This is a genomic window from Pontibacter roseus DSM 17521, from assembly GCF_000373265.1.
In the GTDB taxonomy this organism is placed as follows: Bacteria; Bacteroidota; Bacteroidia; order Cytophagales; family Hymenobacteraceae; genus Pontibacter; species Pontibacter roseus.
In genome coordinates this window covers 221,670-245,206 of record NZ_KB890762.1, presented here as the reverse complement: position 1 = coordinate 245,206, position 23,537 = coordinate 221,670, and the positions used below count along the sequence as shown (strand labels likewise).

The 23,537-nt window shown below is 51.8% G+C and carries 21 protein-coding genes; 14 read left to right on the top strand and 7 right to left on the bottom strand.

Annotation, left to right across the window (positions count from 1 at the left end):
* Positions 1-17: 17 nt before the first annotated feature.
* Positions 18-350, top strand: a complete 333-nt coding sequence (locus tag B051_RS0107555; RefSeq protein WP_018477586.1) for an ArsR/SmtB family transcription factor — start codon at positions 18-20, stop codon at positions 348-350.
* Positions 351-402: 52 nt separating this feature from the next.
* Positions 403-1,242 carry an arsenite methyltransferase gene (locus B051_RS0107550; RefSeq protein WP_018477585.1) on the top strand — a complete coding sequence of 280 codons (840 nt, stop codon included), beginning with the start codon at positions 403-405 and terminating at the stop codon, positions 1,240-1,242.
* Positions 1,243-1,313: 71 nt separating this feature from the next.
* On the opposite strand, the gene B051_RS0107545 is transcribed toward B051_RS0107550, so the two are convergent.
* Entirely contained in the window at positions 1,314-1,907 is a 594-nt protein-coding gene (locus B051_RS0107545) for a hypothetical protein (protein ID WP_018477584.1), read from the bottom strand.
* A 30-nt stretch (positions 1,908-1,937) separates the two neighbouring features.
* On the bottom strand, positions 1,938-2,663 hold the full coding sequence (locus tag B051_RS0107540; RefSeq protein ID WP_018477583.1) for a hypothetical protein: 726 nt from the start codon (positions 2,661-2,663) through the stop codon (positions 1,938-1,940).
* A 223-nt stretch (positions 2,664-2,886) separates the two neighbouring features.
* Between B051_RS0107540 and B051_RS0107535 the strand changes: the two genes are divergently transcribed.
* The 4 genes from B051_RS0107535 to B051_RS0107520 all read left to right on the top strand — a co-directional run bounded on the left by B051_RS0107535 (position 2,887) and on the right by B051_RS0107520 (position 8,158).
* Positions 2,887-4,401, top strand: a complete 1,515-nt coding sequence (locus B051_RS0107535; RefSeq protein ID WP_018477582.1) for a hypothetical protein — start codon at positions 2,887-2,889, stop codon at positions 4,399-4,401.
* A gap of 103 nt (positions 4,402-4,504) precedes the next feature.
* Positions 4,505-5,005, top strand: a complete 501-nt coding sequence (locus B051_RS0107530) for a VOC family protein (RefSeq protein WP_018477581.1) — start codon at positions 4,505-4,507, stop codon at positions 5,003-5,005.
* Between the two features lie 930 nt (positions 5,006-5,935).
* Positions 5,936-7,732, top strand: a complete 1,797-nt coding sequence (locus B051_RS21950; protein ID WP_169336204.1) for a right-handed parallel beta-helix repeat-containing protein — start codon at positions 5,936-5,938, stop codon at positions 7,730-7,732.
* 144 nt (positions 7,733-7,876) lie between these two features.
* Complete coding sequence (locus tag B051_RS0107520) at positions 7,877-8,158, top strand: GNAT family N-acetyltransferase (protein WP_018477579.1); 282 nt, start codon at positions 7,877-7,879, stop codon at positions 8,156-8,158.
* A gap of 16 nt (positions 8,159-8,174) precedes the next feature.
* Here the strand turns inward: B051_RS0107520 and B051_RS0107515 are convergent, their stop codons facing one another.
* Positions 8,175-8,405 (bottom strand): hypothetical protein, encoded by a 231-nt coding sequence (locus B051_RS0107515; protein ID WP_018477578.1) that lies wholly within the window; start codon positions 8,403-8,405, stop codon positions 8,175-8,177.
* A gap of 405 nt (positions 8,406-8,810) precedes the next feature.
* Here B051_RS0107515 and B051_RS0107510 point away from each other — a divergent pair, with 405 nt between their 5' ends.
* The gene (locus B051_RS0107510) at positions 8,811-10,421 is read left to right on the top strand and encodes an alpha-amylase family glycosyl hydrolase (RefSeq protein ID WP_018477577.1); all 1,611 of its coding nucleotides are present in this window, start codon (positions 8,811-8,813) and stop codon (positions 10,419-10,421) included.
* A gap of 135 nt (positions 10,422-10,556) precedes the next feature.
* On the opposite strand, the gene B051_RS0107505 is transcribed toward B051_RS0107510, so the two are convergent.
* On the bottom strand, positions 10,557-11,072 hold the full coding sequence (locus tag B051_RS0107505) for a YciE/YciF ferroxidase family protein (RefSeq protein WP_018477576.1): 516 nt from the start codon (positions 11,070-11,072) through the stop codon (positions 10,557-10,559).
* Positions 11,073-11,338: 266 nt separating this feature from the next.
* Between B051_RS0107505 and B051_RS0107500 the strand changes: the two genes are divergently transcribed.
* The 6 genes from B051_RS0107500 to B051_RS0107475 all read left to right on the top strand — a co-directional run bounded on the left by B051_RS0107500 (position 11,339) and on the right by B051_RS0107475 (position 18,418).
* Positions 11,339-11,788 (top strand): DinB family protein, encoded by a 450-nt coding sequence (locus B051_RS0107500; protein WP_157578687.1) that lies wholly within the window; start codon positions 11,339-11,341, stop codon positions 11,786-11,788.
* Positions 11,789-11,896: 108 nt separating this feature from the next.
* Entirely contained in the window at positions 11,897-12,370 is a 474-nt protein-coding gene (locus tag B051_RS0107495; RefSeq protein WP_018477574.1) for a GbsR/MarR family transcriptional regulator, read from the top strand.
* Between the two features lie 68 nt (positions 12,371-12,438).
* Positions 12,439-13,791 carry a TolC family protein gene (locus tag B051_RS0107490; protein WP_033316758.1) on the top strand — a complete coding sequence of 451 codons (1,353 nt, stop codon included), beginning with the start codon at positions 12,439-12,441 and terminating at the stop codon, positions 13,789-13,791.
* A gap of 16 nt (positions 13,792-13,807) precedes the next feature.
* Entirely contained in the window at positions 13,808-14,860 is a 1,053-nt protein-coding gene (locus B051_RS0107485; protein WP_018477572.1) for an efflux RND transporter periplasmic adaptor subunit, read from the top strand.
* 37 nt (positions 14,861-14,897) lie between these two features.
* The gene (locus tag B051_RS0107480; protein ID WP_026236253.1) at positions 14,898-18,077 is read left to right on the top strand and encodes an efflux RND transporter permease subunit; all 3,180 of its coding nucleotides are present in this window, start codon (positions 14,898-14,900) and stop codon (positions 18,075-18,077) included.
* A 95-nt stretch (positions 18,078-18,172) separates the two neighbouring features.
* On the top strand, positions 18,173-18,418 hold the full coding sequence (locus tag B051_RS0107475) for an acyl carrier protein (RefSeq protein ID WP_033316757.1): 246 nt from the start codon (positions 18,173-18,175) through the stop codon (positions 18,416-18,418).
* 92 nt (positions 18,419-18,510) lie between these two features.
* Here B051_RS0107475 and B051_RS0107470 read toward each other — a convergent pair whose 3' ends face one another.
* Both B051_RS0107470 and B051_RS0107465 read right to left on the bottom strand, forming a co-directional pair.
* The gene (locus tag B051_RS0107470) at positions 18,511-20,463 is read right to left on the bottom strand and encodes an ATP-binding protein (RefSeq protein ID WP_018477569.1); all 1,953 of its coding nucleotides are present in this window, start codon (positions 20,461-20,463) and stop codon (positions 18,511-18,513) included.
* On the bottom strand, positions 20,460-21,263 hold the full coding sequence (locus tag B051_RS0107465; RefSeq protein ID WP_026236251.1) for an alpha/beta fold hydrolase: 804 nt from the start codon (positions 21,261-21,263) through the stop codon (positions 20,460-20,462). Before B051_RS0107465 ends, B051_RS0107470 begins: the two co-directional genes overlap by 4 nt.
* A gap of 478 nt (positions 21,264-21,741) precedes the next feature.
* Here B051_RS0107465 and B051_RS0107460 point away from each other — a divergent pair, with 478 nt between their 5' ends.
* A complete protein-coding gene (locus tag B051_RS0107460) occupies positions 21,742-22,212 on the top strand; it encodes a YbhB/YbcL family Raf kinase inhibitor-like protein (RefSeq protein WP_018477567.1) in 471 nt (156 codons plus the stop codon).
* Between the two features lie 10 nt (positions 22,213-22,222).
* Here the strand turns inward: B051_RS0107460 and B051_RS0107455 are convergent, their stop codons facing one another.
* Entirely contained in the window at positions 22,223-23,521 is a 1,299-nt protein-coding gene (locus B051_RS0107455; RefSeq protein ID WP_033316756.1) for a hypothetical protein, read from the bottom strand.
* Positions 23,522-23,537 lie beyond the last annotated feature (16 nt).

Genomic DNA, 23,537 nt, shown 5'->3' with positions numbered 1-23,537 from the left:
CGATAAGAACAAACCACATGGGACAGACGAAGACAGAACAGTTCACAAAAGCAGATATCGAGTTGGCTGCTTTAGCCAAGGCGATGGCCCACCCCGCCCGTGTTGCCATTCTGCGCATCCTGCTGGAGCGCAGGGCCTGCATCTGCGGCGACATTGTGGAGGAGCTCCCACTATCGCAGTCTACGGTGTCGCAGCACCTGAAGGAGCTGAAGGAGGCAGGGCTGATACAGGGCGATATAGACGGCAAGAAGGTATGCTACTGCATCAACGAGCAGACCTGGAAACAGGCGCAGCAGTTGCTGGACGCTTTCTTTGCCGATTATACCTCCTGTGGTAGCAGCTGCTGCTAAAAAATTTGACTTATATCATCGTAATTTACCGATAAATTAAATTCAGGAAATCATGAACAACGCAGAAGAACTAAAGAAAATCGTAAAGGACAAGTACAGCGAGATAGCGCTGCAAAGTAAAGAGCAGAACGAAGCCTCCTGTTGTGGCGCCACCGGCTGCGGCACAGTGGACTACGCCATTTTCGCTGACAATTACTCGGAACTGGAAGGTTATAACCCCGATGCAGACTTGGGGCTGGGCTGTGGCGTGCCTACTGAGTTCGCTCAAATCAAAAAGGGCGACACGGTGGTGGATTTGGGCTCCGGAGCCGGCAACGACTGCTTCGTGGCACGCGCCCTGACCGGCGAGAGCGGCAAGGTGATTGGCCTGGACATGACGGAAGCCATGGTGGCCAAAGCGCGTGAGAACGCCGACAAGTTGGGCTTCAACAACGTGGAGTTCCGCCAGGGAGAGATTGAGGCGATGCCGATAGCCGCTAACCGGGCCGATGTGGTCATCAGCAACTGCGTGCTCAACCTGGTGCCGGACAAACGCAAGGCTTTTGCCGAGACCTTCCGCATACTCAAACCAGGCGGGCACTTCAGCATTTCGGATGTGGTGCTGGTGGGCGAGCTTCCGGCAGGCATTGTGCAGGCCAGTGAGATGTACGCCGGCTGCGTGTCGGGCGCCATCCAGAAAGAGGACTACCTGCAGATTATCCGTGAGGCCGGATTCGAGAACATCATGGTGCAGAAGGAGAAGGCCATTCAGGTGCCGGACGAAATCCTGCGCGACTATTTGGATGAGGCAGGTATACAAGCCTTCCGAGAAAGCAACACCGGGATTTACAGCATCACGGTATATGGTGTCAAGCCATTGGAAGACGCCTGCTGTGCGCCCGGCTGCTGCTAGATTTGTCACTCTCTCTAAGAGTAAAGGAAGGCCACCTCGTACGAGGTGGCCTTCCTTTCTGTCGTCTCCAGCTAGTACATGACGGCCATCAGCAGCATCATGGCTGTGAGCTGAATACCGACGCCAATTCCCACTCCTGCCAGGACCTTTCCTTTTTTACGTCTGTGCGCCTGCTCCTTGTAGCCCTGCACATAGTCGGGGTATTGCAGCAGGTTGACATCCGAAATCCTGTGGTTCTCTATTTTGGGCGGCGTGGCACCTATCACGACGCTGCCCACTAAACCTATGGGGAACATGGTGAAGGCACTGGCAGCCGAACCCCACATGGCGCCACTGCCGGTATAGTACTTCAGCGCATCTTCTCGGCCTAGCAGGCGCAGTTCCTCAGGCGTAAGCGCCGCCGCTTTGGTAGCAGGGCTTGCAGGCAGGTTTTGCTCGAAAACTTCTTTAGTTCCGTCTTGGAACTGCACCATGAACACCTCAGATTTGGGTATACGCCAAGTCATTCCCTGCAGCGAGTCCGGATGCTGGAACAGTATCTCCTGAAGCGTTATTTCCAGTATCCGGGCAGACACTTCCTCTCCGGATGTCTTAACGATTCTGTCTTGCGCAAACACCCCCTGGTGCAGCAGGAAGAGGAGGATGAGTAGAGTCAATTTTTTCATGATGGACGATGTTAGTTGCTGGAACAGATGTTAGTATTTGCGTGAGTTGAAGCCAAACAGCAGGCTCAAGCGCATTCCGTCTTTGGAGGGAGCCACGGCCAGATTCACCGGGAAGTTCACACCCTGACTCTGGAAGTTGGTGCCAACCGCCAATACAAGGCCCGCCCCACCCAAGGTCACGTTCGGCCCGACACCAAACTCAAGGCCCTTCGCACTTCGGATGCCCACCAAGGCACTGAGACTCGGCAGGAACTTGCCCTGCTCCAGACCTCCCACCAAAGGCACAAACTCAAAAAGGCCGGAGGTGCCGTTGTCGAGGGTGAACACGCGAGTTTCGAACTGCCAACCGAACTGAGTCATAAAGGCGCTTACCTCCCTATCGTACTCCTCCACCAAGTGGTCTCTGTACTTCTGGCTCAGCACCGTAAAGCCGAGACGTGGTCCGCCCAGCTTCAGGTTTGCCTGAGGATAACCTGTGCGTCCAGGTATGCCGGGTATCTGCTGTTTAGCTGGCTGCGCGACATCGGTGAAAGTGACCTTTGTGCCGTTTTCATACTTGATGAGGAACACCTCCCCTTTCGCAATAGCAATGATGGGCCCCTTCAGGTTATCAAAGCGCTTGTAGCGGATTTCCTCCAGGTTGATTTCGAGTACCTTCACCTGCAGTTCGTCGCCGTTGCGCTTGATGAGCAGGTCCTGCGCCTGGCCGATGAGGCAGGTGGTACAGGCCAATAAAGTAAATAGAAGCTTTTTCATGTAATTTTTGGTTTAGATGTGTTTGTAAAGCATGTGAGTGATGCAGTAAAGGTATAGGCGCCTATGCCAGAAGGAAAGCCGACATTGCGTTTTTAAGGACTTTTAAAATTTACAAAGTATCCTCCTATATAATTGGCTAATAATGGTTTATATTCAACCCATCAGACTTTAAAATTTTTGTTTTTCTCCAATAAATCCTTTAACTCGATGCTGCACCTGACCTATGGATGATTTAAGAATCACAATTGACACGCTTTCAGAGGAGGACAAGCGGGAGTTGGCTGTTTTCATACAGCGACAGAAGAAAAAGAAGTGCCGCAAGGACCTGGAGCTATTTCAGTTACTGCAGCAGAAAAAGCGCCATAAACCAGAGGAACTTATCAACCGGCTATACCCGGAGTCTGCCAATCCGGTGGCTTACTATGCCTTGCGCAAAAGGCTGACGCGCCACCTCACCGATTTCATCATGCTCAAGCGGATGGAAGAAGACATTACGGCGGCTTCTTCCATCATGGGCACTCTTTCACTGGCTAGCTATCTATTTGATGCGGGTGTGGGCCGTCTGGCCTGGGCATACCTGCGAAAAGCCGAGAAACTGGCGGCAGCCAATGAACAATATGACCTCCTCAATGCAGTTTACAACCTCCAGATAGAGAAAGCCGACAGCGAGTATGCTGACAAACTGGACGCCATCATCAGCAAGCGCAACCAGAACAAGCTGGCTGCCGACGAAGACGAGCGGGCAAACATCGCCAGCAGCCTCATCAACCAGCGGTTGCAGGCTGTGCGCCGCCAAGGAATGGACCTGAACTTCGATAAAATCATACAGGAGGTGCTCCATACCTACCACCTCACAGAGGCGGTGAGCAAGCGCCCTTCCCTCCTCTACAAACTGATGTCGATTGCGCGTAGCGCCGTGCTCGCCCGCAAGGATTTCCTGACTTTTGAGCCTTACATCATCTCGCAGTTCCAGGAGATTGAGCAGCGGCAGGGCTTCATCAGGGCCCACCAGTACTACCGCCTCAGCCTGCTCTATATGATTGCGCACGTGCTTTACCGCAATAAGAAATTCACAGAGTCGATGCGCTACCTGAACCTGCTCCACCAAGGTATAGGAGGTGAAGGCAAAAGCCATTACGCCCACTTCTTTCCCCGCTATACCTTCCTGACGGTGGCCAACCTGGTGTTCCTGCGTCGCAACTCGGAGGGCATCGCGCTGATGGAGAAACTTCTTTCCAGCAATTCGCTCGCGCTAAGCACCAAAGACCAACTCACCGCTCAGCTAGGACTCAGCTTCAATTATTTCGCACAAGGGGAATTTTCCAGAGCGAACCGTGTGTTGCTGGGCATCAAACGGTCCGACAAGTGGTGTGCCGGCAAGATGGGCCGGGAATGGGTGTTGAAGAAGAATATGGGGGAACTGATTCTGCAGTTCGAGTTGGGAAACGAAGACCTGGTGCTGAACAAAATAAGGTCGTTTGAGAGGACCTTCCACGATTTGCTTCAGGAGCCGGCCTACCGCAACGTGAGGCAGTACCTGCTGCTCCTCAAGAACATGGCGGACCAGCCGAACGCCGTGGAGAGTAGCGCCTTTTTTCAGCAGGTAGAGCAAAGCCTGGAATTCGAATCATTTGAGAACACAGACATACAGGCCATGAGCTTTTACGCCTGGCTCAAAGCCAAAATGCTGCGCCGCCCCTATTACGACGTATTGCTGGAACTATCGAAGAGCGCTTGATGTAGGGCCACGTGCGACCTAAAAACGGTAATGCGCGTAGAGACAGAATAATCCCATTGGTACATTCGCACCAGCAGGACTCACACACTAGCCTTTTATAGAAATGGGAAAAGACTATACCATACCTGCGCAGACTCGCATTGGCCATGTGCACCTCAAGGTGGCCGACCTCGACCGCGCCATGAAGTTCTACTGTGACCTGCTGGGCTTTGAGTTGATTACGACCTATGGCGAAGATGCTGCCTTTATCTCAGCCGGCGGATACCACCACCACATCGGGTTGAATACCTGGTATAGCAAAGATGGCACTCCTCCTCCCGCCCGAAGCACAGGCCTGTTCCATACCGCCATCCTGTACCCTACCCGCTGTGATTTAGCGGCCATCCTAAAGCGTCTATTGGAAGCAGAGTACCGGCTTTCCGGCGCCTCAGACCATGGCGTTTCCGAAGCCTTATACCTATCGGACCCCGACCAAAACGGTGTGGAATTATATTGGGACAAGCCAAGGGATGTATGGCCTAAGAAAGCAGATGGTTCCATTGACATGTACACACGCCCGCTTGACTTACAGGACCTCCTAGGCGAACTAAAGAAAGAGGCTTAGCAGGTATAGCCAACATCTACTATAGGTCAAGAGAAGTTTGCATTCGTATTCAACCCACTACAAGCCGCTTTTGCTGATGCGTATACCTGCAGTTTGTACTTCATCTGGTTGTAATCGTCCGTCATTACGAAACGTAACATCCTCTACTCTGAAGCTTGTTCATCATCCGATAGCCTTTCAGCAATTACTAGCTATTCAGCATCGTTGACTAGTAACAGCCACATCTGCCACGTAAAATTGCACTGTGATTCCTACCTACCTGAAAATACACGCGTACTATATCTTATGGACAGTCCTATACTGAGTTGCTGAACACTTATTGTGAAGGCTTTTCCTAATAGACCTGTTCGATAAAGTTATATTTCCTTTTTATCATATGATACGTGCACAGCATCTAGTAACGTGCTGAGTTGTATCGTAGAGTGTAGCTGTAGGAGAAAGCGATATTGGAAGAAGGTTTAAGCCTTTTTGTCTGACATGCGGATTTGTGGGAGTGGGTAAATTTATGGAAGCATCATGGGGACAGGGGGCAGGTTTGATGTGCAGCATCTATTCAGTACAGTATATTGGTTAGCTTTTCTTCTTTCTCCCTTCGTTTCCTGGGCAGAAACCTACTATGTCAGCCATTCCGGGAAAGACGGCAACACCGGAACCTCTCCAGCCCTAGCCTGGGCCACTATCGATAAATTAAACACCACCTACTTTCAGCCAGGCGATACCATTTTACTGGAGGGAGGAAGCTTATTTGAGGGTGGTATTCTTGTAAAGCCTAATCGAGGCGGAACAGCTCAAGAACCTATCGTCTTCAGTTCATACGGATTAGGGCGCGCGACCATCAGTAGTGGTAAGGTTGCAGGATTCAAAGCTTACAATACTGCGGGAATCCGGATTGAGAACCTGATTTTCGCTGGTGCCGGAAGGAACATCAACGTGTCTTTCGGAGTAGAGTTCTACATGGATATTGCTGACACATTGCTCAGCTTCATCCGCATTGATCAGGTGGAGGTATACGGTTACCGTGAAGCAGGAATCGCTATCATAAGTTGGGACCAGACCACTGGAGGGTTCAAAGATGTATCCATTACCAACTCCTCCTCACACGACAACGGGGATGCAGGCATCGCTATTTATGCCCAGGGTATCATCTGCCACAAGAATGTCTATGTCGCATATTCAAAAGCCTATGACAACCCTGGTATACCTGACAAAGATTGGAACCATAGCGGCAGCGGGATTATGGTGGGAGGAGCAGATGGCGCTGTGATAGAGTATTGCGAAGCCTACAACAATGGCTGGTTGAACAGTTACGGTAGGGCAGGTCCGATTGGCATCTGGGGATACCACTGCAGAAACCTGCTCATACAATATAATGAATCCTACGGCAACAGAACAAAGAACCGCACCGACGGCGGCGGGTTTGATATTGACGGTGGCTGCACCTCTTGCATTATACAGTATAACTACTCCCATGACAATGATGGAGCTGGTTACGTTATATCGCAGTACAGGAACGCCCCTCCGATGCGGGATGTGGTAGTTCGGTACAACATCAGCGAGAACGATGCCAGGAAGAACAGCTTTGGCAGCATCCTGGTGTGGTCGCATGGCAGCAGTGGGGCGATGACCGGTACAGACATCTATAACAACACCATTTACACCTCACCCTCCGCTAAAGGCTCCCCTGCCGGAGTGTGGGTAGATGTCAACTCCACTTATGAAGTGAACTTCCGGAACAACATCCTGCTCACATCAGGTAACGTGCCCCTGGTGGATGGAAAGCGTTCTCAAAACGTGCGCTTCGAAGGGAACAACTACTGGTCGGCTGATGGCGACTTTAAAATCCTATGGCACGGTGTCACCTATACCTCGCTGCAAGACTGGCGGACAGCTACAGGCCAGGAAGCGTCAGTAGACGAACTTCTGGGAACTGCAATAGACCCACAATTACGAGGACCTGGAACAGGCATAACCATAGGCAGTCCTACAGAACTCTATAAGCTTAGCGGCTACGAACTGAAGGAAACTTCTCCCCTTGTTTTGAACGGCTTGGACCTGAAGAAAAGATACGGAATAGATGTGGGTAAATCTGACTTTTTCGGGAACATACTCGAAAACCCAAATGGCTTCTCTGTCGGAGCTTATCAATTTATAAAACAGGCCACTCCATTTGTTTTGATTACATCTTTCACTGCAACAAATCAAGGCCAATCTGCTCTGCTGCAATGGGAGACATCTGCAGAGCGCAGGAGCCGGGGCTTTGGTGTGGAGGTATCAGTTGATGGAACCACCTATAAGCCACTTGGATTTGTGCCCAGCAACACCCCAAACACAGACCAGCCACAAAGCTATACCTACGTGGATGCAGAGTCTGACAAATCCGGCACCTGCTATTACCGCCTCCGCCAGGTAAATTTGGATGGCACGGCCACTTACTCCGAGGTTAAGGAGTTGCATTTCGAGAGAGAAGCAGGAGTAGGTATACTGGCATACCCAAATCCGTTCAGCAATGTAATTATATTGGATGTCATGGCAGAAGAGGAGGAGAAGTTGATGCTCAGCCTCAAGGACATATCAGGCCGCACCATACTAATTGAGGCTTCACAGTTACTACAGATAGGCAACAACACCCTGCGCCTGAACTTGCCACAAAAATATCCAGCCGGCATTTACCTGCTGACCGTGCAGCAAGGAGATAAACTGCACATATTCAAACTACTCAGTCAATAGCTAACTCCAAGTATACCTGTATCTGGCAAGCCAATCTGTTTTAAAAAGGCAGTTAGTTCAGGTATAAGAATGCATCTGAGGTAACCTGAACAAACACCGCCTTCAGCAGAACGTATACCTAGTCTCACTTACTAATTTTGAAACATGGATATCATACACGACGAAACAGATTTGCGGTTCTATGCTGACACAGGAGACGGAGAGGCTGAGCTGACCTATACTTATACAGAAGAAGGCGAAATGGACTTTGACCACACGTTCGTACCGGAGCCCCATCGCGGGAAAGGTCTTGCGGACAAGCTGGTAAAGGCGGGTCTGGAACATGCACGCGAGAAGAACTGCAAAGTGGTACCTTCCTGTCCGGTGGTGGAGGCCTACGTGAAACGCCACGACGGCTACGAAGAAATGATTAGTTGGAAGTATTAAATTCTATAGCCGGGAGCTATACCTGGTGGCGTTGGGACTGCGGCCGTAGGAGCAGCCAAAGTAACAAACCGACTGGCCATACCATCAACAGCACGACCAGCGCCACCAGCCATCCTGGTTTGCCCCTGCGCCGGGCATCCATGTAAGCCCACACAACGCTCCATACATAGAACACCAGCACCACCAGGCAAATGATGAGCACCATAATGCCTAAACCTGAAAAAACGTCGTCCGTTAGCTGCTCCATACCTAGTTGCTTCACCTTAGTACTTATACTTTCTCAGTAAATGAATGTTGTTGATGGCTAAATCAATACACGTTCACATAATTAGAAGTTCTTATATTAAAGCACAGTACCTGCATGCCGTTAATAAGGGCTATTTAGTGCTGCGATGTCAGCAATCATTAGCTATGTGAGGCGACAAAAACTTCCATTACTACTCCTGGGAAGAAATCGCTGGCCCCCACCTCCGGGTGGCTCCGTAAGGTATACGCCCCTCTCATCCCGACTGCCACCGCTTCAGTTTCAACCCTTCTTCCCCTACCGCCATACCTGAACAGGTATCCGTAAGCGCCATACCCCGTACAAAGGACTTCTTTGATTTTGTTTACGGGCTATACTATACCCCGGCATGAGACAGACAACATGACTATGAAAGAAACGCAGCACAAGCACCTTTGGTGGCAGGAAGGCATCATTTACCAGATATACCCCCGCTCCTTCCAAGACAGCGACAACGACGGAATAGGAGACCTTCCCGGCATCATCCAACGGCTCGATTACCTCCAATCCCTCGGCATCACCGCTATTTGGCTATCGCCCATATTCCCCTCTCCCATGGCAGATTTCGGGTATGACATTTCCGACTACTGTGGTATCCACCCCCTGTTTGGCAGCATGGAAGATTTTGATGAACTCCTGCGGGAGGTGCATGAACGGGGCATGAAACTGATTTTGGATTTGGTGCCTAACCATACCTCCAGCGAGCACCCCTGGTTTTTGGAATCCAAATCCTCACGCACCAGCCCGAAACGCGACTGGTACATCTGGAAGGACGCCCAACCCGATGGCTCAGCACCCAACAACTGGCTCGCTATGTTCGGGGGCAGCGCCTGGGAGTGGGATGAGGAGACGCAGCAGTACTATTACCATGCGTTTCTGAAGGAGCAGCCGGATCTGAACTGGCGCAACCCTGAGGTGCAGGAGGCCATGCTGAACGTCATGCGTTTCTGGCTCGATAAAGGCGTAGACGGTTTCCGGGTGGATGTGATGTGGCACATGATAAAGGACAGCCAATTCCGAGACAACCCCGTTAACCCGAATTACAGGGAGCATCAGGCCACTTACGAAAGACTCATCCCCGCCTACTCCACTGACCAGCCTGAGGTGCACGACATTGTGCGCAGCATGCGCCAGGTATTGGATGCCTACGACGAGCGCATGATGATCGGGGAGATATACCTGCCCATAGATAAACTCATGACCTACTATGGCACCGACAGCAAGGAAGCCCATCTGCCCTTCAACTTCCTGCTGCTTTCCATCGACTGGGACGCAGGCAAGCTGGCTTCTGAAATCAACCAGTACGAAGGCGCCCTGCCGGCGGGCGGATGGCCTAACTGGGTGCTAGGCAACCACGACCAACCCCGCATCACCAGTCGGGTTGGCCAGTCGCAGGCACGTGTAGCGGCCATGCTCCTTCTCACCCTGCGCGGTACGCCCACCATCTATTATGGAGACGAGATAGGCATGCGCGATGTACCAATTCCACCCGATGAGGTGCAGGACCCACAGGGGCTGAACATGCCAGGCCTTAACCTGAGCCGGGACCCCCAGCGCACTCCCATGCAATGGAACGCAGGCGAAAACGCCGGCTTCAGCACGGAGAGACCGTGGCTCCGGCTACCGGATTTTTACAAGAGACAGAACGTGGAGGCGCAGCAGGAGGACGAATTTGGCATGCTGACACTGTACAGCAAACTCATCAGGCTTCGGCAGCAGGAGCCTGCCCTGCATGTCGGGGAGTACAAGCCGGTGGTGACCAAGAGCCCCCTGCTAGGCTACTTGCGTGTTTCTGGCGACACCCGCTTCCTGGTATTACTCAACCTGAGCCACAAGCCATGTTACTTCACCCCTGACCATTTCACATTTGAGGGTACGATAGCACTCAACACTATACCTGAACGCGAGGGCACATCCGTGAAAGACCAGGTATACCTGAGCGGTGACGAAGGGATGGTCATCCGATTAAAGAACTCATAGCCTGTATAACAGGTATAGCACTTGAATGCAAGCAATGTTAAACGCCTGTAATTAAGTAGCCTGTCGGTACTTCCGCAAAAGAAACGGCCGGTACTACCTGTAGTACCGGCCGTTTCTAATAGCAACATGGTATCCTTACTCTGTGTCTGTATCGGCTTGCATGGCTTTGATGTTGACCGAGTTTTTGGCGATTTCATTCAGCTTGGTGTCCGCCATCTTCTCTTCGTCTAGCGTTTGCCGCAGCAGGGTGGCCACCTCCAGGTGTCCCAGGCGCTCAGCGAAGTGTGCCGCCGTACCGTACGCAGAAATCTCGTAGTGCTCTATCTTCTGCGATGATGCAATCAGGGCCGCGTCTATGGTCTCGGTGGTGGCATCTACTGACATCAGCTCATTCGCAAGCTTCAGCATGCCTAAAATAGGGGAAGTTCCCATTTCGTCGTTCAGCTCGATGTTCATCATCTGGCATACATGGTCCAGCCGCTGCCGCTGTACTTTTGTTTCCTCCAGGTGCTTTTCCAGCGCCATCTTGAGCAGCTGGTCTCCGGCGCGCTCCGCCATTTTAGGCATGGCTTCTATCAGTTGGTCCTCCACCTTGCAGAGCTCGTTTATTTCGTGCTTCAACAGGTCCTCCAGACTCCTTAATTGGTTCATAGCTTGTATCTCCTATATGTGCTTAAATTGTGTGTATGGGCTATCAGAATCTGTGGCAGCCGCACTCTAAATAAACGTTTCTTGAAATGGGAGGTTGATGAACTTATACCTAATCTGCAGGTCATCAAGGTGGAAACTACGTAGTCTGCCAGCAAGGTCCAAGGTCCTATACCTTCAAAGCCCCGCAAGCACGCCCCATACCTTTCCGCTACACCTTAGCGGCTCCGCCCCGTAAATACGGGTAACATCTTCTCAGCCAACAGAACATGCGAAACATGACTGCATCCATTGCCGCGATTCTGGCACGCGACCTTGATAAACTGGTCCAGGAGCTGACGCTGTTTGAGAAAGAGGAAGCGCTTTGGAGAACCGAAGGCCAAATCACTAACCCAGCCGGAAACCTCTGCCTGCACCTGGTGGGCAACCTCAACACCTACATCGGCGGCATACTGGGTGCCAGCGGTTACGTGCGTGACCGGGAGGCAGAGTTCAGCCTGAAAAACATACCCAAGGAGGAGTTGCTAGCGCAGGTACGGCAGACCAAAGCCACCGTCACCCATACCTTGGATATGCTGTCCGACGAGGCGTTGCAGCAGCCCTATCCGCAGCAGGTACTAGGCCACGAGATGACGGTAGGCTTCTTTCTGGTGCACCTGACCGGGCACCTCTCCTACCACCTGGGCCAAATCAACTACTTGCGGCGCCTGCTGCCATGACCAATAAGCTCTCAGCTATTTATTGCAAAAATTTAGTTCTGTAAATTATGAACTAACGAAACTAGATTCTACCTTTGTGGTGTTATTATCCTGTAACAGACAATTACTATGACTTTAACCGACAAGCAACTGGAACTGATTGAAGAATTTGGTATCTACCAGGAGAGCAATGGTTTTCAGCCGGCTGTAGCACGTGTTATGGGCCTGTTGTTGGTGTCTGATAAGCCGGAGCTTACCTTCGAGGAGATTTCAGAAACCTTGAACATAAGCAAAAGCGCCACCAGCAATGCCCTGAACATGTTGCTCAACACGGGCCACATCGAGTATACCACCTTCCATGGCGACAGAAAACGCTACTTCCGAATAAAATCGTCGAATTGGCGTGAGCTCTTTAACAAGAAGATGGAAGACTTAGGTGAGCTGAACAACCTGCTAAAGCGTGTGCTGGAAGTAAGGGAAAGAGAAAATCCCATCTACGACCAGAAACTGCAGTACTTCATCAGCTTCCTGGACTACCTGAAAGCCCAACTCCCCAACCTCATTGAACAGTGGGAAAAGGAACACCTGAAGGAGAAAGCTTAATTTTTTATTTTACCGGTTCTATAATTTCAGAACTAACTACAAACACCATAACTAAAAGGACTAAAAACGTGAATACCAAGCACTTATTTGTTGGTCTTGCCCTGCTCCTGATGAAGCCGGCACTTGCCCAACAGCAGCCGGAGGCAAAGGAGCTGAACCTGCAACAGGCAGTGACTTATGCGCTGGAGCATAACGAAGATGTGCAGAAAGCCTCCTATGATGAGCTGTCTGCTCAGTACGTGATTAAAGAGGCCAAGAGCAATGGTCTGCCGCAAGTAAACGCATTCGGCAAAGTAGACGCCTACCCGGCCCTCCCAACCCAGATACTGCCCGGTGAAATCATCGGTAAGCCAGGCACCACGGTGCCGGTGCAGTTCGGTACCAAATACAATGCGCAGGGTGGCGTACAGTTCTCGCAGCTGCTTTTCAGCAAATCTTACTTTGTGGGCCTGCAGGCAGCCAAGACCACTGAAGACCTGTTCCGCCTCCGCAAGCAAATGACCGAAGAGGATGTGATATACAACGTTGGCGCCGCCTATTTCCAGATTTTACAGACACAGGAGCAGTTCAATACCATCGAAGCGAACCTGAACCGACTGACACAACTGGAGAAACTCCTGCAGCTGCAGTACAAGAACGACCTGGTGAAGAAAGTGGATGTGAACCGCATCACGGTGAACAGGTCCAACCTAGAGACGCAAAAACAGACGCTTACCTCTGCGCTGGAGCAGCAGGTGAACGTGCTCAAGTTCTTCATGGGCATGCCGCTGGAAGAGAACATCACACTGGCCAACTCAGCCATACTCCTGGACACGCAGGAGCCGCAGCACATCGATGTGAAGCAGGTGGCCGAACAGCAGACGCAGTACAAGCTGCTTCGCACCCAGCAGGAGCTCAACGACCTGCAGGTGAAAAACATACGGGCGGGTTACTACCCTTCCCTCAACCTGACGGGCAGCTACCTCTACCAGGCGCAGCGCCAGGAGCTTAACTTCTTCGATACCAACCTGCCGTGGTTCAACACCGGTGTGGTGGGGCTGCAGCTGAACATCCCGATTTTTGATGGCTTCAAAAAGAACGCGCAGGTACAGCAGGCGCAGATTGAGGCCAAGAAACTGGAAGAGGATACCAAGAAGCTCAACAAGAACACCATGGTGCAGCTGACCAACTCCATCAACCAGCTCAACAACAGCACCGAGGCCATCAAGGCGCAGGAGCGCAATGTGACCCTGGCACAGGAGGTATACAACACCACCAACGAGCTGTACAAAGAGGGCATTTCGCCGCTCACAGACCTGCTGGAGGCAGAAGTGACTTTGCGTGAGGCGAACACAAACCTCAACAATGAACAACTAAAGTATCAGCTGGCCCAACTCGGCTACCTGAAAGCAAAAGGAGAATTAAAGACATTAGTAAAATAAGAACCTAAAAGACAAAATGAAAAAGCTGATTTATATCGTAGTTGTGGTGTTGATTCTGGGCGCTGTTGGCTTCAAGCTGATGAGCAACAAAGAACAGATGGCCGCCAACGCCGCCGTAGCCTCCATCAAAAGCGATGCTATACCTGTGACCATTACCGAAGTGGCATCTGCCAAGCTTGACAAATCATTCACAGCACAAGGCAATTTCGCCCCTATCCAAAGCCTGACGCTGCTTTCTGAAACACAGGGCCAGATTCAGCGCGTGCTGAAGCGCAAAGGTGACAAAGTGAAGGCAGGCGACCTGTTGGTGCAGGTGGAAAGCAATACCATGTCTGCTGACCTGGCTACCGCACAAACCAATGCCGAGAAAGCGAAAAGAGACCTGGAGCGCTTCGAGAACCTGGCTGCTGGCGACGCCATCACCAAAAGACAACTGGAAGAGGCCCGTTTGGCTGCCAAGTCAACGGAGGCTCAACTGGTAGCCGCCCGTCAGCGCCTGAACAAGACCCGCATCACTGCCCCTATCAGCGGCGAAATCAACGAGATTTATGTGGAGGTCGGCTCTTACCTGAACATGGGCACGAAGCTGTATGATATCGTGAACGTGGACAAGCTGAAGCTGCAGGTGAAAGCCTCTGAAAGCGAAGTGCTGCTGATTAGCAAAGGCGATAAAGTGAAAGTGAAAGCAGCCGCCGGCGCAGGTCAGGAATACGAAGGTATAGTGACCGCCATTGCCGCCCAGGCCGACCCTAGTCTGAAGTTCGATGTAGAAATCGAAGTGAAAAACGCAGCGAACAACAACCTGAGAGCCGGAATGTATGGCACAGCCTCTTTTGAGGTGGACGACCAGCGTGATGCTATGCTGCTTCCACGTGAGGCCATTGTGGGCAGCATCCAGAACCCTAGCGTGTACGTGGTGAACAATGGCGTTGCCAACATGCGCCAGGTAAAGGTAGGTGTGGTGACTCAAGACAAAGTGGAGATACTGGATGGTGTGAAGCCAGGCGAAAAGGTGGTACAGAGCGGCCAAATAAACCTGCGTGAAGGCATCAAAGTGTCAGTACTTTAATAACTGAAGGACTTCTTTTCAAAAAAGAAACTATAAAATGAATATAACCAAAATATCGATTCAGCGATCAACCATAGTAGTGGTGGTATTTACCGTGCTCACGCTACTGGGTGTTGTCAGCTACCAATCGCTTAACTATGAGCTTCTGCCGAAGTTCAACCCTCCGGTGCTCACCATCATGACCTTGTATCCGGGTGCTTCGCCAAACGAAGTGGAGAACTCTGTTACCAAAGAGATTGAAGACGCACTTGCCTCGCTGGAGAACGTGAAAGAGATGAAGAGCACCTCTATGGAGAGCTTTTCGATGATTGTGATTAACCTGAACCAGGGTACGGATGTAGACCTTTCCTTGCAGGAAGCCCAGCGTAAAATCAACGTGATTCTGGCTAACCTGCCCGAGGATGCGGAGGCGCCTACGCTGAATAAGTTTGACCTCGACGACCTGCCCATCATCAAGATGGGTGCTACGGCCAACATGCCTGCCACTGAGTTCTACGACCTGATTGACAAGAAAATCAAGCCGGAGTTGTCGCGCATACAAGGTATGGCTGCCATCAAAATCCTGGGTGGCCAGGAGCGTGAAATCAAAGTAAACATCGACGCCAACAAGCTGGAGGCTTACAACCTGTCTATCCTGCAGGTGCAGCAGAAAATCAGGAACTCAAACCTGGACTTCCCGACTGGAAAGATAAAGCAGGAAAGCGGCCAGACACAGATTCGTTTGGCTGGTAAGTTCCAGTCTTTAGAGCAGCTGAAGAACCTGATTGTTCGTGAGGATGCAAATGGTATCGTTCGTCTTGCGGACGTAGCCGAAGTACAGGATACACAGAAAGACACCGAAGTACTGAACCGTATCAATGGCAAAGCTTCGGTAGGTATAACCATACAGAAGCAGTCTGATGCCAACGCCGTGGAAGTAAGCCGTCTGACAAAAGAAGCGCTTGCTGAACTGGAAAAAACATATGCAGCCGAAGGCTTGCAGTTCAACATAGCCAATGACTCTTCTGACTTTACCCTGGAAGCAGCCGACTCGGTGATACATGACCTTGTGATTGCGGTTATACTGGTTGCCATTGTGATGTTGCTGTTCCTGCACTCGCTTCGAAACGCGGTTATCGTTATGATTTCCATTCCGGCCTCGTTGGTGGCTACCTTTATTGCGATGTACCTGTTTGGCTACTCGCTCAACCTGATGTCCCTGCTGGCGCTCTCGCTTGTGGTTGGTATCCTAGTGGATGATGCCATTGTGGTGATTGAGAACATTCACCGCCACATGGAGATGGGCAAAAAGCCGGCCCAGGCCGCTTACGATGGTATCCGTGAAATCATGGCGACTGTTACTTCCATCACCCTGGTAATCGTAGTAGTGTTCATCCCGATTGCGCTTTCCACGGGTCTGGTTTCGGATATCCTGCGGCAGTTCGCAGTGGTAGTGGCCGTATCTACGTTCCTGTCACTGTTCGTGGCCTTCACCCTGATTCCGTTGCTTGCCAGCCGCTTCTCCCGTTTGGAGCACATCTCAGACAAGAACATCTTCGGACGGTTCATACTTGGCTTCGAGCGTTTCTTAGATAGGATAATTGATGGTTTTACTGCTGCGTTGAATTGGGCATTTAACCATAAGTTCATTACGCTGGCCGTAACCATACTCATGCTGTTCGCTTCGTTTGCATTGGTGCCGTTCGGCTTTATAGGTTCTGAATTTATACCTGCCGGCGACCGCGGTGAAGTGAGCCTGCAGCTGGAATTGCCAAAGAATGCCACTGTAGAGCAAACCAACTTTGCCACACGCCAGGTTGAAGAGTACCTGCAGTCAATCCCGGAAGTGGAGCAGGTATTTACCACGGTAGGTACTACTACTTCGGCTCAGGCTGGTCAGAACACAGCTTACAAGGCAGATGTTTCGGTGACACTGGTGGATGTGAAGGAGCGTGCGTTCAGCACAAACCAGTTCAGCCGACAGGCAAAGGCCGACATTGAAAGCAGAATTCCGGATGTGGAAGTGACACCGGTTCCGGTAGGTCTGGTAGGCAACGCACAGGCGCCAATCCAAATCATTATATCCGGCTCGAACCTGGACAGTGTGATGGCTTTCTCGCAGAAAGTGATGGCCATTACCGAGAGTGTGGATGGTACGGCCGACGTGGAGACATCTGTAGAAGGTGGTAACCCGGAGATTGAAGTAGTGGTGGACCGTGATAAGATGGCGAACGTGGGTCTGTCATTGGAGAGTGTGGGTGCAAGCATGCAGCTGGCTTTCAGTGGCAACTCCGATGTTACCTTCCGTTCCGGTACCGAAGACTACGATATCAACATCCGTCTGGATGAGTTTGACCGCCGCAGCGTGAACGACATCGGCAACCTGTCTTTTGTAAACAACAGGGGCCAGATTGTTCGTCTGGCACAGTTCGCTGACATCAAACAGTCTACTGGCCCATCGCAGCTGGAGCGTTACAATCGTGTGACTTCCGTGAACGTGAACTCGCAGGTGATTGGCCGTCCGTCTGGTTCGATAGGTGCAGATATTCAGGCGAAGCTGGCTGAGATAGAAGCGCCAAAAGGGGTGAACTATGAGTTTGGTGGCGACATGAAAAACCAGAGCGAAGGTTTCGGTACGTTGGGTATAGCCCTGCTTGCTTCCATCATCTTCGTGTACCTGATTATGGTGGCGCTGTACGACTCCTACATTTACCCGCTGGTGGTACTGTTCTCTATTCCGCTGGCGATTATCGGTGCCTTGCTGGCCTTGGCGCTGGCTGCCCAGTCGCTGAGCATCTTCTCCATCCTGGGTATCATCATGATGATTGGTCTGGTGGCGAAGAACGCGATTATGGTGGTCGACTTCACAAACAAGCTCAAGGAAGAAGGGGTAGCCGTGAAGGAGGCCCTGATAGAAGCGGTAAGAATCCGTTTCCGTCCAATCCTGATGACGACGCTGGCAATGGTGATTGGTATGTTGCCAATCGCGCTAGCTGGTGGCTCCGTGGCTGCTACTAAAAACGGCCTGGCCTGGGCCCTGATTGGTGGTCTGAGCTCCTCCATGTTCCTGACCCTGATTGTGGTTCCGATTATCTACTATGGCTTCGACAGGATACTGGCTAAGTTTGGCTGGGATAAAAAGACCAAAATCGAATTGGAAGACAAGACCCTGGAAGAACTGGAGCATGAAACCAGAGAATTGGAAGAAAAGAAAATGGCGCACGAGTTCGCGCACTAAGCCTATACCTTAACCTCTCCCCCACTCCTCCTGCTGCACATGAGCAGGAGGAGCCGGCGGGAACTAGTGCATCGATTCCCTATATTTTTACTCAGATGGCAGATTATAGAACCACCTTGTATAACGAGGTACTACACCTGGTAAGCAGGTTGAAAGCAATTGACCCCCGTAAACTTTCCGGCCCCAAAGGACTTTGGGAAAATGGAATGGATATAGTTGACGTTGTAGACATCATTCTGGCCGTAGAAAAGAAATATGCCGTGGTGATTCCGGACGAAGTACCTGTCTACTCCATTGATGACCTTGTGAATTACCTGCAGCTGAGCACAGCCAAAAGCTAGACACAGCAGCTCTTTAATAATTTAAATGAATTGCCGCGGCGCATTGGGTTACTATTCCTGATGCGCCGTGGCTTTTTAGTATGCGCCATCCGTCAGGTAATCTTTGAATCCAGGCCGGCTATTATTTTCTCAAATTGCTCGGAGATAGACGCCGTCAAAGACTGCAGCACATCCGGTGCCTGGCCTTGCTGTGACAGAAATGATTTACCCTGCTGCAGAACCTCTTGCAATCGCCTGGCCTGCAGCAGTTCCAATGACGTCTCCAGTTGTTGAAGCCAGAACGTATACCGTTCTGCATCTCCACGACGTAGAGCCTCTGTTGACTCAAGGCGCGCCTCCTGTAGGGTGGCGATGGTGATGTTCAGGATTTCCAGCATACCTGCCTTGTCGTCTGCCATCAGTTCATCAAACGTATCCAGGCTGTAGGCATGCTCCGATGCCGTGTCTTGTTCGCTATTGGCTGTAGCAGCCTCAGCTGCGGCGGCATTATAGGAAACAAGCAAGGTATACAGCTCCTGTGGGTCAAAGGGCTTGGCCAGAATACCATCTATACCTGATGCCTGGAGCCTGCCCTCATAGTCAGCCTTGGCGGAGGCTGTCAGGGCGACGATGGGCACCTGCTGCGCCTTTTCGTCTGGGAGCTGGCGGATACGGCGGCTGGCTTCGTACCCATCCAACACGGGCATCTGGAGGTCCATCAGCACCAAATCATATACCTGCTGCTCCAGTTGCTCCACCGCCTGTGCGCCATTGTTGACCACGTCAAAGTCCACTCCCCACTTTTTGAGGTATTGCGACACGACGTACACATTGATGTTGTTGTCCTCAGCCAAAAGCACTTTCAGGCCTTTGGCGGAACCAGCAGGTATACGCTCCTGCTGCGCTGATGCGGACTTACCGGGCTTCAGACTCAGGTCGAAATAGAAGCTTGCGCCCTTGCCGGGTTCGCTCTCCACCTGCAGCCGGCTTTTGTAAAGCGCGAGTAGCCGTTGGCTGATGGCCAGACCAAGCCCGGTTCCACCGTACTGCTGGCTTATCTCAGAACTGGCCTGAGAGAACTCCTCAAATATCCGCTCCAACTGGTCTGGCTGTATACCTATACCTGTATCCGCCACCTCGAACCGGATGTCGACTCTGTCTTCCTGCTGTTGCAAGAGCTTCAGCCGGACATCCACAAAGCCCTTGTCAGTGAACTTGATGGCATTGCCCACCAGGTTAGTGAGCACCTGCCTCAGCTTGATGGGGTCTCCCTCGAGTAGTTGGGGAATTTGCTCATCCACCTCCACCCGGAATGTGAGCCCTTTCTCCACGGCGTTGCCCTTGGTGCTGTAGATGACGTTGTTGACCATCTCGCGTATGGCGAAGCTCTTTTCCTGCAGCGTGACCTTGCCAGCTTCTATCTTGCTGAAGTCTAGGATGTCATTGATGAGGGTGAGCAGGTTGGAGGAGGATTGCTGCAGGATGCGCAGGTACTCCGCCTGTTTGGGAGTGAGCGGTGTCTCGCCCAGCAGGTTCACGATGCCCACGATGGCGTTCAGGGGCGTCCTGATTTCATGGCTCACCGTGGAAAGGAAATCGGCTTTTACCTGAGCGGCTTCTTCGGCTATCTTCTTGGCGTGCAGCAACTCCAATTCATACTTCTTCCGGTCGGTGATGTTGAAGAGCGTGGTTCTGTGCAGCACCGGTTTGCCATACCTGTCCTTCACCTGGGTCGTGTTGAGCAGGACCGGCAGAAAAGTACCATCGGAGCGCCGCAAGGCAAAATTGATTTCGTACAGGAAGCCCTGCATCTGCAAGAGGGGCAGGAAGTGCGTATCGTAGAAGATGACATCGCCTACCTGAAGCAAGTCCTGAATCCGCTTGACATACAACAATTCTGTCGCGTTATAGCCCAGCCATTGCAAGAACGTGTTGTTGATTTTGACGAAGGTGCCGTCAGTCAGCGTGGAGAAGTAGCCGCAGGGTGCGTTGTTGTAGAGTTCCTCGGTGCTTTCCTCCAGCAGTCCTTCATACGTCAGCTTTTTGAGTTCTTCCTGGCTTATCACGTCTGCTCCTCTCTTAAGAATTCTAGGATGGCGGCGATGGTATCTTTGGGGGCGCTCAGGTGCGGGCAATGGCCTGATACGTCCAGTGTGACCATGCTGCTACCCGGAACCGCATCATGCACATACTGCCCCACCACCGGCGGAGCAATGACATCCTGGCTGCACTGCAGGACCAGGGTCTTGGCTTTGACACCAGGCAAGTCAGCGCGGTTGTCTGACAGGAAGGTGACCTGCGCGAACTGCTGCGCGATGTCCGGGTTGGTCCTGCAGAAGCTGTTGGTGAGTTCCTCTGTCAACTCTGGTCTGTCGGGGTTGCCCATGATGACGGGTGCCATGGCGCGGGACCAGCCCAGGTAGTTGCTCTCCAGTGACTGGAGCAGCCCATTGATGTCTTCACGGGAGAAACCGCCTACATAGTCGCCGTCGTTGATGTAGCAGGGAGAAGGACCTACCATAATCAGGTGAGTGAACAGGTCTGGCTTCTGGGCAGCAGCCACCACGCCTACCATGGAGCTGACTGAGTGGCCAACGAAAATCACCTTCTCTAGAGAAAGCGCCTCGCATATCTCCAGTACATCTGCCGCATACCCGTTCAGCGTGGCATAGCGGGCTTTATCATAGGCCGACTCGTCTGACAAGCCTGCTCCCACATAATCGAAAAGCACGATTTTGTAGGCATCCTCGAAAGCGGGGGCGATGAAGCGCCACATGTGCTGGTCACAGCCAAAGCCGTGGGCGAATAGCATGGGCCTCTCCCCTCGCCCACTTACCTGAACATTGTTTCGTTTGAGTATATCCATCGCTATTTTCTATAGCCAGATTCCAAACTAGAGCCTACCATTGTTTACGCGACACATGCACTTGGGTACATTGGTGAGGGAAACATCACAAAGTTTTTAATCTGATTAATGCCATGCCTCCCGAAGAGTTGCAAAGACTGCCAACTAGCCATTGCCTCAGCCTATCCATTGCATATTAATTACCTCATGTTGGTGAAAATTATGAGTGGTAATGGGTAAACAGCAAACAGCTAAACCTTAAAAGAACAATATATTTAGTTAATCTATGTATTTATTTATTTAACAGCCAGCCTCTAGCCTACGAATTGTAGTTATTATATTTTAAACTGTACTCATATAGTTTGACTTTACCTGCAATGCCTTCAGATGAAGTAACTGCCTAATTGCGATTTACAATGAAACCTGATGGTGTAGCTCTTTGGCAGTTTCTCACCTACTAACATTACCGCTACCAATAACTCACATAATCACCAATAAAATGGATTCTAGAACCCAAGGAAAACTATACCTGACCAGCCCGGCATTCCAGCAGGGGGAGCGTATACCTAACCGTTATACCTGCGATGGGGAGAACATCAGTCCGGCCCTGGAGATAAGGAACCTACCCAAATACACAGAGAGCCTCGTAATTATTGTTGAAGACCCGGACGCGCCCCGAGGCATCTGGACACATTGGATTGTGTGGAACATCCCACCCACCAATACCATCGAGGAAGCCAGTGTGCCCGGCGTTCAGGGAACCAATGACTTTGGCAGGCTCCACTACGGAGGCCCCTGCCCGCCCCAGGGAACCCACCACTATTATTTCAAGGTATACGCGCTGGACGTGCAGCTCAATCTGAAGGAAGGTACCGGTAAGCAGGGACTACTGCGCGCCATGGGGCCCCATGTGCTGGCTACGGGAGAGTTGATGGGTGTGTACAGCAGGTATAACGTGATGATGGCTTAGGTCCCATACTTTATTTGACTTTCAACTCTGGATGCCACTGCTCCATATGTGAAGCATGGGTATGGAGGTATGCGCCGGGCTTGTAAAACTTGTCATAAAAGTCCAAATCGAGGTGGTGCGCCTGCAGGTAGGTCAGCACGAAGATGGAGGGAACGGTGGCTGGGAACTTGCCGAAGGTGTCGTAGATGTACTGCGCCTGCAGCGCCACACATTCCCGGAATCCCTCATCATGCACCTGCGCCGCCCCTCTCACTTGGGACGTATCTTTCCACGGACCAGGCGTATCAGGGTGGAATGGGCCGCCTTTGCCAAACTTCCGTTCGCAAAGGGCATCCACAGCAGCCCGCATGCTGGGGTAGTGCGGCGGACAGAAACCTTCCATGACTCCTGCTAGCCCCGTCGGATTGGGGTATGGCCAGCGCGCATCCGTGTCAAATCGAAAACCCAGGCCGGGAACTTCCGGCACACCACTCGCTCCTAACACGCTGAATAGGTCAATGCCATCGTAGAGCCAACCGCCCAAGCCCATCGCCTGCAGCATCAGCGCCCCGGCATAGCAGCTTGTGGAGAGTTCAACCGTTGCCTCCGCCAGCGACAACTGTTCCACAAAGGTGATGGGCCAGGTATGGCTAGTGTCCACCAGATGACCGAACTTTTCGATGCCAGGTATAGAACGCTTGTGTATATCATCGGTGAGCACCAGGCCGTTCTGCAGCATATAACAGAGCGCCAGCAGGACGTGCTGTGCCAAATCGGCAACGGGTATCACCAGGAGCGTACCAGGCTGGTTACTCACCCACGTGTTGTGGGCTTCTACATAGGGTACCTCCGGCGGCAGCTTCAGCCTGCCCTCCTGCAGCTTTACGACATGGCTTTTAAGGGAATCCAGTACTTCCTCCAAATCCAGTCTTCCTTCTGCTTCTCTATCTGCCGACGCCGGCGCATCCCGGTTGTCAAGCACGTACACTCCTTCATCGTCGGTGAAGAACGTCTTGCTGGTATGGAAGCCCGCCGCCGAAGGAAAGGTACGACCTCCCGCCGCAGCCGCGTAGTTGGAAAGATGCGGTGCATAATGCTGCGCCCGGTAAATCATGTTATGCCAGCCCGTGTTGCCGCCACAGGCCGTTACCACCAGCAACTTCTCTAACTCGGAGAGTGGCATGGGTTGATGGGCGGACTTATACGCGAATACTCCATCCGGTATCTCTGCTCCTCTGAAGAAGCGACGGGAACGGCGTCCCAGCAGTGCTTCGACAAGACCAAAACGCATCATATTCTCGAACCCGGAAGGCAAGTTTTGTACTGACATGGCAATTTTTCTGAAC

What these genes read in the sequence shown, in the direction of transcription:
- B051_RS0107555 (WP_018477586.1), top strand. Translation starts at nt 18, where the DNA reads ATGGGACAGACGAAGACAGAACAGTTCACAAAAGCAGATATCGAGTTG.
- B051_RS0107550 (WP_018477585.1), top strand. Translation starts at nt 403, where the DNA reads ATGAACAACGCAGAAGAACTAAAGAAAATCGTAAAGGACAAGTACAGC.
- B051_RS0107545 (WP_018477584.1), bottom strand. Translation starts at nt 1,907, where the DNA reads ATGAAAAAATTGACTCTACTCATCCTCCTCTTCCTGCTGCACCAGGGG.
- B051_RS0107540 (WP_018477583.1), bottom strand. Translation starts at nt 2,663, where the DNA reads ATGAAAAAGCTTCTATTTACTTTATTGGCCTGTACCACCTGCCTCATC.
- B051_RS0107535 (WP_018477582.1), top strand. Translation starts at nt 2,887, where the DNA reads ATGGATGATTTAAGAATCACAATTGACACGCTTTCAGAGGAGGACAAG.
- B051_RS0107530 (WP_018477581.1), top strand. Translation starts at nt 4,505, where the DNA reads ATGGGAAAAGACTATACCATACCTGCGCAGACTCGCATTGGCCATGTG.
- B051_RS0107520 (WP_018477579.1), top strand. Translation starts at nt 7,877, where the DNA reads ATGGATATCATACACGACGAAACAGATTTGCGGTTCTATGCTGACACA.
- B051_RS0107515 (WP_018477578.1), bottom strand. Translation starts at nt 8,405, where the DNA reads ATGGAGCAGCTAACGGACGACGTTTTTTCAGGTTTAGGCATTATGGTG.
- B051_RS0107510 (WP_018477577.1), top strand. Translation starts at nt 8,811, where the DNA reads ATGAAAGAAACGCAGCACAAGCACCTTTGGTGGCAGGAAGGCATCATT.
- B051_RS0107505 (WP_018477576.1), bottom strand. Translation starts at nt 11,072, where the DNA reads ATGAACCAATTAAGGAGTCTGGAGGACCTGTTGAAGCACGAAATAAAC.
- B051_RS0107500 (WP_157578687.1), top strand. Translation starts at nt 11,339, where the DNA reads ATGCGAAACATGACTGCATCCATTGCCGCGATTCTGGCACGCGACCTT.
- B051_RS0107495 (WP_018477574.1), top strand. Translation starts at nt 11,897, where the DNA reads ATGACTTTAACCGACAAGCAACTGGAACTGATTGAAGAATTTGGTATC.
- B051_RS0107485 (WP_018477572.1), top strand. Translation starts at nt 13,808, where the DNA reads ATGAAAAAGCTGATTTATATCGTAGTTGTGGTGTTGATTCTGGGCGCT.
- B051_RS0107480 (WP_026236253.1), top strand. Translation starts at nt 14,898, where the DNA reads ATGAATATAACCAAAATATCGATTCAGCGATCAACCATAGTAGTGGTG.
- B051_RS0107475 (WP_033316757.1), top strand. Translation starts at nt 18,173, where the DNA reads ATGGCAGATTATAGAACCACCTTGTATAACGAGGTACTACACCTGGTA.
- B051_RS0107465 (WP_026236251.1), bottom strand. Translation starts at nt 21,263, where the DNA reads ATGGATATACTCAAACGAAACAATGTTCAGGTAAGTGGGCGAGGGGAG.
- B051_RS0107460 (WP_018477567.1), top strand. Translation starts at nt 21,742, where the DNA reads ATGGATTCTAGAACCCAAGGAAAACTATACCTGACCAGCCCGGCATTC.
- B051_RS0107455 (WP_033316756.1), bottom strand. Translation starts at nt 23,521, where the DNA reads ATGTCAGTACAAAACTTGCCTTCCGGGTTCGAGAATATGATGCGTTTT.